Genomic DNA, 13,103 nt, shown 5'->3' with positions numbered 1-13,103 from the left:
TCGGTCAAGGAGGCCGGCGGGGACGCCGGCCTCTCTGTGTCCGGCGGGGACAAGGTTCCGCGTCGTCCCCGCCGTCGACACCCGCTTTGGGCCGCGCTCTGCGATGTCCGGCGGGTCTAACCCGCCAGCAGGCGCGCCATGGCGGCGTAGAGCGGAAGGCCGAGCGTCAGATTGAAGGGAAAGGTCACGGCCAAGGCCGCGGCCAGACCGTAGGCGGCGTTCGCCTCCGGCATGGCGATGCGCATCGCCGCCGGCGCGGCAATGTAGGAGGCGCTGGCGGCCAGCGTCCCGAGGATCACCGCGCCGCCCTCCGAAAGGCCGCTGGCAAGGCCCAGCGCCACACCCAGAAGGCCATGGACCGGCGGCGCAGCCAGCGCGAACGCGACCAGCCGCGGCCCGGCCCGGATCGCGTCGTCCGCGCTCTTCGCCGCGACGACGCCGAGTTCCAGCAGAAAGAGGCAAAGGAAGCCGAGGAACAGCTCGCCGAAGAACGGCTGGACCGGCGCGAGACCGGCTTTTCCCAAGACCGCGCCGATGAGCAGGCCGCCGACCAGAAGCAGGATGCTCTTTCCGCCCAGCACCTCTTGCAGGGCATGGCCGAGCTTTTCCTTGCGCCCGGACAATCGGGCGAGCAGCAGTGCGACGATGATGGCGGGTGCTTCCATCAAAGCGAGCAGCGCCGTCATGAAGCCCTCGTAGGGGATCGTGCGCGCATCGAGATAGGCGACCACCGCGATGAAGGTGACCGCGGAGACCGAGCCGTAATGCGCCGCCAAGGCCGCGGCGTCCGGCGTGCCGAAGCCTGCGAACCGCCGCAAGCCGAAGAAGCACCAGATCGGGATGGCGATGCCGAGTGCGAGGCCGGCCAAAGCGGGGAGAGCGAAGTCCGCGAACCGGGTGTCGCCGAGCTCGGCTCCCCCCTTCAGGCCGATCGCGAGAAGAAGATAGATCGAGACCGCTTCAAACACCGGCGCCGGAAGACGCAAATTGCTGCGCAGCGCGACCGACAGAGCCCCGAGCCCGAAGCAGAGGATCGGCGGCGAGAGCAAAGCGGTGCCGGCGAGCGACATTGGAGCGTCTCCGCATGAGAAAACGGCCGCTCCGAAGAGCGGCCGTCGGGGGTCAGAGGGTGCGGGGCGCTGCCCGGCTCGTCTTCCAGAGGGAATAGGCGATGCCGGCCCCGATCATGGCGAGGGTCACGCCCAAGGAGATGGCGGGGTCGAGCTTTCCGTAGAAATGGTTCCAGAAGATCTTCCCGCCGATGAAGACCAGGACACCAGCCAGGGCATATTTCAGGTAGGCGAACCGGTGGACCATCGCGGCGAGGGCGAAATAGAGCGCCCGCAGGCCGAGAATGGCCATGATGTTCGCGGTGAAGACGATGTAGGTGTCCGTGGTGATCGCGAAGATGGCGGGGACGGAATCCACGGCGAACACCAGATCCGCCACGTTGATCACGATGAGCGCGAGCAGGAGGGGCGTCGCCCAGAACACGGGCCGTCCCGTCGCCGGGTGCGGCTGGCGCACGAAGAAGCGTTCGCCGTGCAGATCCTTGGTCACCCGCATCCAGCGCGACAGGTTCCGGATGAGCTTGTTCTCGGAAAGCTCCGCGGCATCCTCCTTGGCCAACAGCATCTTGATGCCGGTCCCCACGAGGAAGGCGCCGAACAGAAGCAGGATCCAGTCATATTCCTGCACCAGCGCGGCCCCGATGCCGATCATCAAACCGCGCAGCACGAGCACCGCGACGATGCCCCAGACGAGCGCGCGATATTGATAGGCGCGCGGGATCGCGAAATAGGAGAAGATCAGCGAGATGACGAAGACATTGTCGATCGACAGCGCCTTTTCGATCGCGTAGCCGGTGAAATATTGCATCCCGGCCTCTGCGCCCATGGAGGCCCAGACATAGCCGCCGAACGCCACCGCGATCGCGATGTAGAAGAGCGAGAGCTTGAGGCTCTCGGCGATGCCGATCTCCGTGCCTTCCTTGTGCAGGACGCCGAGGTCGAAGGCGAGAAGCCCCAGAACGAGCACCAGAAAGCCGATCCAGAGCCAAGCGGGCTTGCCGATAAAGTCGGCGCTCACGAGCGCCATGAACGTGTCCATTTTCCTCGTCCCGTCGAAACATGCGCGTCGGCGGCCGCCGGCGATCTGCCGGGGGCCGGACACGGGTTGGGAGATGAGAGGACCGACATGGCGGTGCGGACGCAGCCGTCAGAGGGGCCCGGACCTCGGTTCAGGGCTGACGCGGCCTATCGGGCCGGGCGGAGCGCGAGGTGCGGGTCGCGGCGGCGCCGCACGATGGTGACGGCGCGGCGGCCTTCCCGGTGCAGCACTTCGATCTGCTCGCGCAACCGCAGTTTCACCTTCTTCAAGGCGAGCACGCGCATGCGGTCGGATGCCGGCCGCCGCTCTTCCTCGGCGATGTCCTGTTCGATTTTCCGATGGCGCGCGGTCAGGGCTTTCACAAACGAGTCCACGTCGACCTCCTTTCGATGCCGTCAGGGTGCGGCAGGCGCGCCGATAGCTCAAATTTATTGTTTCAATTATCAGGATAGTCTAGATCTATCGCATGCCATTCCGTCCCTCGCACCGCCAATTGGAATATGTCGTCGCGCTCGCCGAAGCGGGGCATTTCGGCGTGGCTGCGCGGCGCTGCCACGTGTCTCAACCGACGCTCTCGGTGCAGATCGCGCAATTGGAGCAGAATCTCGGGACGCCGCTGTTTGATCGCACGCCGGGCCGCATCGTTCCGACCGCCGTCGGCGCGCGCATCGTCGCGACCGCGCGCAACGTGCTGCTGGAGCTGGACGAGATCGTCGCGGTGGCCGCGGGCGGCGCACGCAATCTCGGCGGGCTGATCCGGCTCGGCGTGGCGCCGACCTTCGGCCCGTATTTCTTCCCCGCGCTCCTGCCCGCGCTCCATGCGCGCTATCCCGGGCTGGAGCTCTATATCCGTGAGGAGCGTCCCGCTTTGATCGAGCGGGAGGTGATGGAAGGCCGCCTCGATTGCGGTCTCGGGCCTCTGCCGGCGTCGGGCCACGCCCTCACGTTCCGGCGTCTGTGCCGGGAGACCATCTTTCTCGGCGTGCCGAAGGACCACCGCTTCGCCCTCGGCGGTCCTTTGGTGCCGGTATCGGCGCTGCGGGGCGAGCGTCTGTTGACCCTGGGCCGGGGCCACCAATTGTTCGAGAGCGCCCGCGACCTCGCTGCCGCCTCTGGGGCCGACATGCGTGAGGACTATGAAGGCACCAGCCTCGATGCCCTGTGGCAGATGGTGTTGATGGGAATGGGCCTGTCGCTGTTTCCCGAACTCTACGCCCTCTCGGAACTGGGGGAGGGCGACGACATGGTGCTGCTGCGGCTGGCCGGGTGGCCGGCGCGTCGGGAGATCGGCTATTTCTGGCGGGCCTCGAATGGCCGAGCCCCGCAGTTCGAGCAATTGGCCCGCGAAAGCGACGCGACGCGCGTCGCGCTGGGGCTCTCGGATTGCGAGCCGGCGGTCCCGGCTGGATAGGCCCCCGCGCTTGATCCTTGCGCCGCGTGCCCCCGCGGACGATAAGCGGGGGATGACCGACGCAGACCCCGAAGATCCTTTTCTCGAAGCCGGCCGCCTGCTGTTTGCCGGGCCCTGGGATTTCCTCACGGCGGCGCCGACGATCGAGACGCTGCCGCCGATGCGCGGCATCGAAATCGCGCTCGCCGGCCGTTCGAATGTCGGGAAATCGAGCCTGGTCAATGCGCTGACCGGCCGGAAGGCGCTCGCGCGCACCTCGGTCACGCCGGGCCGCACGCAGGAACTGATCTTTTTCGGTGTCGGTCCTCAACTCACCTTGGTGGACATGCCGGGCTATGGCTTCGCCAAGGCACCGAAGGAAAAGGTGGAGGCCTGGACCCGGACGATCCGCGACTATCTGCGCGGCCGGGTCAATCTCGCGCGCGTCTTTGTTCTCATCGACAGCCGCCACGGCCTGAAGCCGGTCGATACGGACATATTGGATCTGCTGGACAAAGCGGCGGTCTCTTATGCCGTCGTTCTGACCAAGGCGGACCAGGTCAAGCCGACCGACTTCGCCGCGCGGGTCGAGGAGACCGAGGCGAAGATCCGGCGCCGTCCGGCGGCCTACCCCCACGTTTTCCCGACATCGAGCGAGACCGGCGCGGGCCTGCCGGCATTGCGGGCGGCGGTGGCGCGGCTGATCGCCGAGCGGGCGTAACGGGCGCGGCGCACGGAACGGTCGGAGCCGCATCAGACGGCGCGGCGTTCCGGAACGGGGTCATTTGCCGGACCGTGGTCGTCTGCCGGGAAAGGTCGGGGCGCTGGCGGCGATGCCGGCGGCGCGGCGACGGGCGCATCTGTCGGCTGCCCCCTGGCGGCGTGCCCCGCAACCAGGCCGGTCGGTCGGCCGATGCACCTTCCCGGGATGTCTCTGCGTGCGACGAGCGTGCATGGCCTCAAACGAAAACGGGCGCACTTGCGCGCGCCCGTCGGCGTCTTCCGATCGGAAGACGAAAGGGAAAAGCCGGTTGGCTTCAGTCGGCGATTTCGATGCCGCGGGCTTCGGGACCCTTGGGACCCTGGCCGACCTGCACCACAACCCGCTGGCCTTCGGCCAGATCCGACAGGCCCGAGCGCGAGACCACGGTGACGTGGATGAACACGTCCTTGCCGCCGCCTTCCACCGCGATGAAGCCGAAGCCCTTCTCGGGGTTGTACCATTTCACGGTGCCGACCCGCTCTTCGGTCGGGCCGCTGGGGGCGCGCGGCCCGCCACCGAAACCACCGCTCGAACGCGGGGCACCGCCCGGGGCGCCGCCGAAGCCGCCCGGCGCGCGACGCGGCGGAGCCGCCTCTGCGGTCGACGTGTCGACCTCGAGCACCTCGGTGACCTGACGGCCCTTCTGGCCCTGTCCGACGCGGACGGACAGCTTGGAGCCGGGAGGAACGCTTTCCTGGCCGGCCGCCTCGAGGGCGCGGGCGTGCAGGAACACGTCACCCGATCCGTCGGCCAGTTCGACGAAGCCGAAACCCTTCTCAGGATTGAACCACTTCACCGTCGCATCGATCGGCGGGCCCGACGGCATGGGTGCGCTGAAGCTGCTGCTGCTGGGCGAGGAAAACGTGCGCTCCCCTCCAAACCCGCGATCGCGCGGCGGCGCGAAGTCGTCATCAAAACCGCGACGGCGCGGCTCTCGGAAGTCTCGGTTACGGCTCATGTCTATTTCCGTTGAGGTCAGGTCGCCAATCTTGGCTAGGGCCATCCACCATTGCTGAACTTGTTGGCGCTTATTGCACACGTCTTTCGGACGACCTGTAGAAGTCCTGACGACACGCTCAAGTCAGCCACCCGCTTCTCGCCTCGCAGCCTAATGGATACTCCCGGCACTGCACGCGAAACGAACAGGATACGCGTAAAGACCGGCACTTCAGAGAGTAACACACATCCGTGACGATTTGGTACATGAATGTTTACGGCGCTTGGCGCAGACTGCTCTGAACGCGCCTCCGCCGGCCCTGCGAAAGTCTGCGGGCGCGTTGTACGTGGCTTCTTGGATCTGTTCTAGGATTGACGATGACCGACATGGCTGGTCCCGCCCGGGGCCGGCACGCTTCCGCCCGACGCGACGGACTGGTGCCGAAGCTTTTGACCGTCCTGCGACAAGGCTATAGCCTCGCGGACCTGCGCAGCGACGCCCTTGCCGGCCTGACGGTGGCCATCGTGGCCCTGCCGCTCGCCATGGCTCTTGCGATCGCGTCCGGAACCACGCCGGAACGGGGCCTCGTCACGGTGGTCGTGGCGGGTCTCCTGATCTCCGCCCTCGGCGGCAGCCGCTCGCAGATCGGCGGCCCGACCGGCGCGTTCGTCGTGGTGGTGGCCAATGTCATTTCCCAGCACGGCTTCGACGGCCTCGTCATCGCGACGCTGATGGCCGGGCTGATGCTGATCGCCGCCGGCGCGGCGCGCCTCGGCAGCTTGATGCGCTACATCCCGGAGCCGGTCATCACCGGCTTCACCGCCGGCATCGCGCTGATCATCTTTTCGAGCCAGGTGAAGGACTTTTTCGGCCTGTCCATCGCCCATTTGCCCGCCGACTTCATCGGCGAATGGGAAACGCTGATCGCCAATTTCGGCACCCTGTCGGTCGCGACGACCGGCGTTTCGCTGGCTGCGCTCGGCCTCATCCTGGCGCTTCGCCGCTTCGCGCCCAAGGTGCCGGGCTTCCTGGTCGCGGTGGTGCTCGGCGCGGTCGCCGTGACGCTGCTCCAGCTCCCGGTGGCCACGATCGGCACGCGCTTCGGCGAACTCAATGGTGCCATTCCGGTCCCCAGCCTGCCGGTGCTCAGTTTCTCACGCATTGCCGAACTGTTCCCGAGCGCGGTGACGATCGCCTTCCTCGCGGGCGTCGAGAGCCTTCTGTCGGCGGTGGTCGCGGACGGGATGACCGGCGGCCGCCACCGTCCGAACGCCGAACTGGTGGCGCAGGGCGTGGCGAACACCGCCTCGGCCCTGTTCGGCGGCCTGCCGGCGACCGGCGCCATCGCCCGCACCGCCACCAATATCCGTGCCGGGGGGCGCACCCCGATGGCGGGGGTGTTCCATGCGCTGTTCGTCCTGGCGGTGATGCTGCTGCTCGCCCCGCTCGCGGTCTATATCCCGCTCGCCAGCCTCGCCGCGATCCTGATGGTGGTGGCGTGGAACATGAGCGAGATGGACAAGATGCGCCATCTCATGAGCGCGCCGCTCGGCGACCGGTTTCTGATGATCCTCACCCTCGTCCTGACGGTGGCGGTCGATCTGACGGTCGCGATCGGCGCCGGCGTGGTCTTTGCGGCGATGATCTTCATGCATCGGATGGCGGAAAGCGCCAGCATCGCCGTGGTGCCGGACGCGGCCGAGGAGACCGATACCCGCGCCAGCCTTCCCCCCGGCGTGGAGGCGTTCGCGGTGCGCGGCCCGCTCTTCTTCGGTGCCGCCGCGCGGCTGTCGGACGTCCTGGATCAGATCGGCCAGCCGCCCCGCGTGTTCATCCTGCGCATGGAAGAGGTCCCGCTGATCGACGCGACCGGCGTCGCCGCGCTGCAGAGCTTTCTGCGGCGCTGCGAGAGCGCCGGCACCAAGGTCATCCTGTCCGGCGTCAAGCCGACGACGCGGGACGTCATGCTCCGGATGGGCCTCGCACCCGAGCCGGGAAAGGTGGCCTTCGTGCCGGATTTCGACGCGGCTCTGCTTCGTGCCGCCGCGGTCCCGGCCTGAGCGTCATGGCGTCGGGGCATTCCCATATGCCGGCCGCCCCGTCCCATGACGGGACGCCCATCCCGGTGCCGGTCGTGCCCGAGGCGATCGCCCTGTTGCGCGCGCGGCGGTCCCTGCCGCTGCGGTCTTTGGTGGAGCCAGGTCCGAGCGATGCCGAAATCGACACCCTGATCGCGCTCGCCGCGCGTGTTCCCGACCATGGTCGGCTGGTGCCCTGGCGTTTCATCCTGCTGCGCGGGGATGCGCGGGCGGCGGCGGGAGCCGAACTCGACGCGCTCTATCTGCGCCAGAATCCCGATCTCCCGGCGGCCAAGCGGGACATGTGGCGCGCATACCTGCAGCGCGCGCCGCTGACCGTGATCGCCGTGAGCCGCGCCAATCCGGCATCCAAGATCCCTGAATTCAATCAGGTCCTGTCCGCCGGCGCCGCCTGCATGGCCCTGATCGTGGCGGCCTCGGCCCTCGGCTATGCCGCGCACTGGCTGCTGAAATGGCCGGGGCGCGATCCGCAAGCCGCGGCGCTGCTGGGGGTCGAGGCCCACGAGCGCGTCGCCGGCTTCATCCATATCGGCAGTCCCGCCGAGCATGTCGCCGACCGGCCCCGCCCGTCTGTCGGCGATGTCGCGCGCGACTGGTTTCCAACGCCCAAGCGATGATGCGCCGGATCCGGCGAAACTGAACGTCAGACGGCCGCGGCCGCCTCGGCGCGGGCGGCGGAGCGGCCATACCGCCAGGTGGCATAGAGCGCCGGCACGCAAAGCAGGACCATCAAACCATATTCGCCGATATCGCCGAGATTGAGCAGGCCGGCGATCGCCCAGCCCCCGCCCGCCGCCGTCGCCAGCGCCTGGATTCCGACGAACAAGGTCGCACTGGCGACGGTGAGACGATGTCCGCTTCCTGCGCGGCCTGTACGCTTCATCCTGACAACTCCCGCGCCGGGGCTCGGCCCGCCTTCTGTATTTTCGGTCCCGCATCGCGAGACCCGAGGGGGCTTTGCCTTGCGCTTTCGCCGCCGTTCGGGAAGAACCCGCAGAGGCGGCCGATCCATCGCGCGGGACACTGCGATGTGCGGCCGGTCCGGTCAAGTGCCCCTCGGGAGGCCCCATGTACGAAAGCACTCGAACCGCCCGCGGCATGGTCGCGGCCCCGCACAGCCTCGCGGTAGAGGCGGGCCGGCAGATCCTGGCCGAGGGCGGCAATGCGATCGAGGCGGCGATCGCGGCGGCCGCGGCCATCGCCGTCGTCTATCCCCACATGAACCATCTCGGCGGCGACGGCTTCTGGCTGATCCGCGAACCCTCCGGCAAGGTGCATTATATCGAGGCGTGCGGCTTCGCCGGATCGGCGGCGACCATCCCCGCTTATCGCGCGCTCGGCTATGACGCGATTCCGACCCGCGGACCGCTCGCGGCCCTGACGGTCCCGGGCGCGGTCGGCGGCTGGGCGCTCGCCCACGAGGCCGCGCGGGGCAGTGGCGGGCGCCTGCCACTCGCCGAACTCCTCGCCCCCGCCATCGCCCACGCCCGCGCGGGTGTGGCGGTGACGCGGTCCCAGCACGTTCTCACCGGGGAAAAGCGCGCCGAACTCGAACCGGCGCCGGGTTTCTCCAGTCTCTTTCTGCCCGGCGGGAAGGTGCCCGAAATCGGCGATGTCATCGCCAATCCGCGCCTCGCCGACACGCTGGACCATCTGGCCCGGGCCGGGTTGGACGATTTCTACCGCGGCGACGTCTCCCGGGAGATGGCCTCCGACCTCGAACGCATCGGGGCTCCGCTCGCGCGCGGCGACCTCGAAGCCTATCGCGCGGTGGCCCGCGCGCCCTTGTCGGTGCGGCTCGCCTGCGGCCAGGTCTTCAATGCGCCGCCGCCGACCCAGGGGCTCGCCTCCTTGATGATCCTCGGGATCTTCGACCGGCTGGGGGTGAAGGCGGCGGAGAGCTTCGACCATGTGCACGGCCTGGTCGAGGCGACCAAGCGCGCTTTCCTGGTGCGGGATGCGGTGGTGCGCGACTTCGCCCATCTGCAGCACGATCTCGCGGATCTGCTGAGCGCCGCGCGGCTCGAGGCCGAGGCGGCGCGGATCGACATGCGCCGCGCGCTTCCCTGGCCGCGCCCGTCGGCCAAAGGCGACACCATCTGGCTCGGCGCCGCGGACGCCTCCGGCCGGGTCGTGTCCTATATCCAGTCGATCTTTTTCGAATTCGGCTCGGGCTGCGTTCTGCCCTCGACCGGGATCCTGATGCAAAACCGCGGCGCCAGCTTCTCGCTCGATCCGCAGGCGACGAACCCGCTGAAACCCGGCCGCCGGCCGTTCCACACGCTGAACCCGGCGCTCGCCCAATTGGAGGACGGCCGCGTCATGGCCTATGGAACGATGGGCGGGGAAGGGCAGCCGCAGACGCAGGCGGCGGTCTTCACCCGGCACGTTCTGTTTGGCGAGCCGCTGGGCGCCGCGATCGCCGCCCCGCGCTGGCTGCTCGGCCGCACCTGGGGGTCGGTCGCGACCAATCTGCGCCTCGAGTCCCGTTTCGACGACAGTCTGGTCCGCGCGCTGATTGCGGCCGGGCACGACGTCGAAATTCTGCCCGAGGCGTTCTCGGACACGATGGGCCATGCCGGGGCCGTCATTCTCCATCCGGGCGGCGATCTCGAAGGCGCCCACGATCCGCGGGCGGACGGGGGAGCAGACGGGATTTAGGCGGGTTTCGGCCGACTTGGTTGGAGCGATGCGACCGGACCGGTGATGCCCGCCGGTGGTTCCCGCCGGTGGCGCATCGGCCGTTTCGGCCGCGTCAGCGCTCGCGATGTTCGCGCTGCTGGCGGTCACGCTCGGGATCGGCCACCCGCATCTGGTTCTGATGACCATAGGCGTCGAGCCGGGCGGAGCGATAAGAGCGGGTGGCCGGCGGCTCGACCTGTGAGGCGCTGGGCCGGGTCGCGCGCGGTTCGATATCGATCGACGCCGCTTTTGCCGGAGGCAGGGTATCGGGGCGGGGAGCGCGAAGGGACATCTCGTCCTCCTGTTCTTCTTTTTGGTCCAGCCCTCTGTAACGTGGGGAACGGGGGAATGTTCCGCCAGTGCCGCGGTCGCCGGTGCGGGGAAAAAGCAGAAGGCCCGACTTTCGCCGGGCCTTCGCGTCCAAACTCAATGGTCTTCAGATCGCCTCACGCGGCCTCTTCGGCCTCGAGATCGGCATCGGCGTCGACCGCGTCGCCCTCATCCGCCTTGGCCACGCCGCGGCGCGGACCCTTCTGAAGGTTCTGCTCGATCAGCTTGACCGATTCGGTTTCGGTGATGTTCTGCACCGCCGACAGTTCACGGGCCATGCGATCGAGGGCCGCCTCGTAGAGCTGGCGCTCGGAATAGGATTGCTCGGGTTGGGCATCGGAGCGGTAGAGGTCGCGCACGACTTCGGAAATGGCGATGAGATCGCCGGAATTGATCTTCGCTTCGTATTCCTGCGCACGGCGGCTCCACATGGTGCGCTTGACGCGCGCGCGACCCTTGAGGGTATCGAGCGCCTTCGCGACCACCGGTCCTTCCGACAGTTTGCGCATGCCCACCGAAGCGACCTTCGGCACGGGAACGCGGAGCGTCATCTTGTCCTTTTCAAAGGAGATGACGAAGAGTTCAAGCTTGAAGCCAGCGACTTCCTGCTCCTCTATGGTCACGATACGACCGACACCGTGCGAAGGGTACACGATATGCTCGCCCGTCTTGAAACCAAGGCGGACCTGCGCGCTCTTCTTTGCCGACATGTTCTTGACCACTCCTGATCCGGCCCTGGGGCCGGATCGTTAGCGCGCGAACGCTCCTGGGCTACGGACCCGGGCGATGACGCACCTGCGCTGGCGACTGGACCTCGACCGGGATCCCCGGTGGTCCGCTCATGTCAATCGAAGGCCAAAGCCTGTCCTGCCGCATCCTCGCCTTCATGTCGGCGGGATGCCCTGTTTCTCGCCCCTAAGTTCCCGAGAATGCGCCAATGTCGAGGCACGATGCGGATGATACAGGAAGCAATCGACTGTAAAAGCTTGTATAACACAAAAACCGCCTGAATCAAAGCGTTGCTCGTTTCATTGCCGTGACCTTCGGGCAGGGCGGCCATGCGCGGATCGCACCGGGAGCGATTCATTCGTTCGGTTCAAGGATATAAGCATTTCCTTATATGGCATTTGCCCGAGGGGCGGTCCCGTGCTACACGGCTCGCCCAGCGGCGGCGCTCGGTGCGCCGCGAGACGGAGCAGGTCCATGGCCGATTATGTGGTGAAGGATATCAACCTTGCGGACTGGGGCCGCAAGGAGCTGGACATCGCCGAGACCGAGATGCCCGGCCTGATGGCCACGCGCGCCGAATACGGTCCCTTGCAGCCGCTGAAGGGCGCGCGGATCGCCGGCTCGCTCCATATGACGATCCAGACCGGCGTTCTGATCGAGACCCTGACGGCGCTCGGCGCCGAGGTGCGCTGGGCCTCCTGCAACATCTATTCGACCCAGGATCACGCCGCCGCCGCGATCGCCGCCGCCGGCACCCCGGTCTTCGCCGTCAAGGGAGAGACCCTCGAGGAATATTGGGATTATACCCATCGCATCTTCGAGTGGGCTGATGGCGGCGCGCCGAACATGATCCTGGACGACGGTGGCGACGCCACCCTCCTCGTTCATCTGGGGCTGCGCGCCGAGACCGGCGACACCGCCTTCCTCGAAGGCGCCACCAATGAGGAAGAGGAAGTCCTCTTCGCCGCCATCAAGCGCACGCTGAAGGCCAAGCCCGGCTGGTACACGCAGCTCGCCAAATCGATCCGCGGCGTGACCGAGGAGACCACGACGGGCGTGCATCGTCTCTACGAGATGCAGAAGAAGGGCACGCTGCTGTGGCCGGCGATCAACGTCAATGACAGCGTGACCAAGTCGAAGTTCGACAATCTCTATGGCTGCCGCGAAAGCCTCGTCGACGGCATCCGGCGCGGCACCGACGTGATGATGGCCGGCAAGGTGGCGATGGTCGCCGGCTTCGGCGATGTCGGCAAGGGGTCGGCCGCCTCGCTGCGCAATGCCGGCTGCCGCGTCATGGTCTCGGAGGTCGACCCGATCTGTGCGCTTCAGGCCGCCATGGAGGGCTATGAAGTGACGACGATGGAGGATGCGGCCGGCCGCGCCGACATCTTCGTGACGGCGACCGGAAACGTCGACGTGATCACGGTCGATCACATGCGCGCGATGAAGGATCGGGCCATCGTGTGCAATATCGGCCACTTCGACAGCGAGATCCAGGTCGCCGGGCTGAAGAACTTCAAGTGGCACAATGTGAAGCCGCAGGTCGACGAGATCGAGTTCCCCGACAGGAAGCGCATCATCCTTCTGTCGGAAGGCCGTCTGGTCAATCTCGGCAACGCGACCGGTCACCCGAGCTTCGTGATGTCCGCGTCCTTCACCAATCAGACGCTGGCGCAGATCGAACTCTGGACCAAGCCGGGGACCTACGAGAAGAAGGTCTACACCCTGCCGAAGCATCTCGACGAGAAGGTCGCCTTGCTGCATCTCGACAAGATCGGTGTGAAGCTCACCCGCCTGTCGGACCAGCAGTCGGACTATATCGGCGTCGCCAAGGACGGCCCCTTCAAGCCCGACCTGTATCGCTACTGAGCCAGTCCGGGCATGGGGGATGCGGCCCGCATCCCCCATGCCGCAGTGCGGAAAATTCGCGCCGCGCCGGGGCGGCGCGGATTGTCTTCGGATCCGATCGGGGCTAGGTGTGGGCGGTCGCGTGACGCTGCGACGTGCGCGTTGCCGGGGGGCTGCCTTGAACGGTGTCGACGATGCGCCGGGACCAAACCGCCC

General features: G+C 67.4%; 14 protein-coding genes. 6 read left to right on the top strand and 8 right to left on the bottom strand.

What is annotated here, in order from left to right:
- Positions 1-116 precede the first annotated feature (116 nt).
- The 3 genes from EDC64_RS03995 to EDC64_RS03985 form a co-directional block, all read right to left on the bottom strand.
- Positions 117-1,070: a sodium-dependent bicarbonate transport family permease gene (locus EDC64_RS03995; protein WP_132029903.1), complete on the bottom strand. Its 954-nt coding sequence runs from the start codon at positions 1,068-1,070 to the stop codon at positions 117-119.
- 52 nt (positions 1,071-1,122) lie between these two features.
- On the bottom strand, positions 1,123-2,097 hold the full coding sequence (locus EDC64_RS03990; protein WP_420808938.1) for a TerC family protein: 975 nt from the start codon (positions 2,095-2,097) through the stop codon (positions 1,123-1,125).
- 158 nt (positions 2,098-2,255) lie between these two features.
- A complete protein-coding gene (locus EDC64_RS03985; protein WP_132029901.1) occupies positions 2,256-2,483 on the bottom strand; it encodes a YdcH family protein in 228 nt (75 codons plus the stop codon).
- Positions 2,484-2,575: 92 nt separating this feature from the next.
- Here EDC64_RS03985 and EDC64_RS03980 point away from each other — a divergent pair, with 92 nt between their 5' ends.
- The gene (locus tag EDC64_RS03980; protein WP_132029900.1) at positions 2,576-3,520 is read left to right on the top strand and encodes a hydrogen peroxide-inducible genes activator; all 945 of its coding nucleotides are present in this window, start codon (positions 2,576-2,578) and stop codon (positions 3,518-3,520) included.
- Between the two features lie 52 nt (positions 3,521-3,572).
- Entirely contained in the window at positions 3,573-4,220 is a 648-nt protein-coding gene (gene yihA / locus EDC64_RS03975; protein WP_132029899.1) for a ribosome biogenesis GTP-binding protein YihA/YsxC, read from the top strand.
- Between the two features lie 316 nt (positions 4,221-4,536).
- Here the strand turns inward: yihA and EDC64_RS24015 are convergent, their stop codons facing one another.
- Complete coding sequence (locus EDC64_RS24015; protein WP_338023382.1) at positions 4,537-5,265, bottom strand: cold-shock protein; 729 nt, start codon at positions 5,263-5,265, stop codon at positions 4,537-4,539.
- Between the two features lie 311 nt (positions 5,266-5,576).
- Here EDC64_RS24015 and EDC64_RS03965 point away from each other — a divergent pair, with 311 nt between their 5' ends.
- Positions 5,577-7,259: a SulP family inorganic anion transporter gene (locus tag EDC64_RS03965; RefSeq protein WP_245504515.1), complete on the top strand. Its 1,683-nt coding sequence runs from the start codon at positions 5,577-5,579 to the stop codon at positions 7,257-7,259.
- 26 nt (positions 7,260-7,285) lie between these two features.
- The gene (locus tag EDC64_RS03960; protein WP_245504514.1) at positions 7,286-7,915 is read left to right on the top strand and encodes a nitroreductase family protein; all 630 of its coding nucleotides are present in this window, start codon (positions 7,286-7,288) and stop codon (positions 7,913-7,915) included.
- Between the two features lie 26 nt (positions 7,916-7,941).
- On the opposite strand, the gene EDC64_RS03955 is transcribed toward EDC64_RS03960, so the two are convergent.
- Positions 7,942-8,181: a hypothetical protein gene (locus EDC64_RS03955; protein ID WP_132029897.1), complete on the bottom strand. Its 240-nt coding sequence runs from the start codon at positions 8,179-8,181 to the stop codon at positions 7,942-7,944.
- Positions 8,182-8,366: 185 nt separating this feature from the next.
- Here EDC64_RS03955 and EDC64_RS03950 point away from each other — a divergent pair, with 185 nt between their 5' ends.
- The gene (locus EDC64_RS03950; protein WP_132029896.1) at positions 8,367-9,959 is read left to right on the top strand and encodes a gamma-glutamyltransferase family protein; all 1,593 of its coding nucleotides are present in this window, start codon (positions 8,367-8,369) and stop codon (positions 9,957-9,959) included.
- A gap of 94 nt (positions 9,960-10,053) precedes the next feature.
- Here the strand turns inward: EDC64_RS03950 and EDC64_RS03945 are convergent, their stop codons facing one another.
- From EDC64_RS03945 to EDC64_RS03935, 3 genes are all read right to left on the bottom strand, one after another.
- Positions 10,054-10,272: a hypothetical protein gene (locus tag EDC64_RS03945; protein ID WP_132029895.1), complete on the bottom strand. Its 219-nt coding sequence runs from the start codon at positions 10,270-10,272 to the stop codon at positions 10,054-10,056.
- Positions 10,273-10,426: 154 nt separating this feature from the next.
- Entirely contained in the window at positions 10,427-11,020 is a 594-nt protein-coding gene (locus EDC64_RS03940; RefSeq protein WP_132030017.1) for a CarD family transcriptional regulator, read from the bottom strand.
- A gap of 134 nt (positions 11,021-11,154) precedes the next feature.
- Positions 11,155-11,370: a hypothetical protein gene (locus EDC64_RS03935; RefSeq protein WP_132029894.1), complete on the bottom strand. Its 216-nt coding sequence runs from the start codon at positions 11,368-11,370 to the stop codon at positions 11,155-11,157.
- Positions 11,371-11,513: 143 nt separating this feature from the next.
- Between EDC64_RS03935 and ahcY the strand changes: the two genes are divergently transcribed.
- Positions 11,514-12,908, top strand: coding sequence for an adenosylhomocysteinase (gene ahcY, locus EDC64_RS03930; RefSeq protein ID WP_132029893.1), 1,395 nt, complete (start codon positions 11,514-11,516; stop codon positions 12,906-12,908).
- Positions 12,909-13,103 lie beyond the last annotated feature (195 nt).

It is taken from the genome of Aquabacter spiritensis (assembly GCF_004346185.1).
GTDB classification, from domain to species: domain Bacteria; phylum Pseudomonadota; class Alphaproteobacteria; order Rhizobiales; family Xanthobacteraceae; genus Aquabacter; species Aquabacter spiritensis.
The sequence above is the reverse complement of the archived record's forward strand: the minus strand, read 5'-3'. Positions and strand labels throughout refer to the sequence as shown.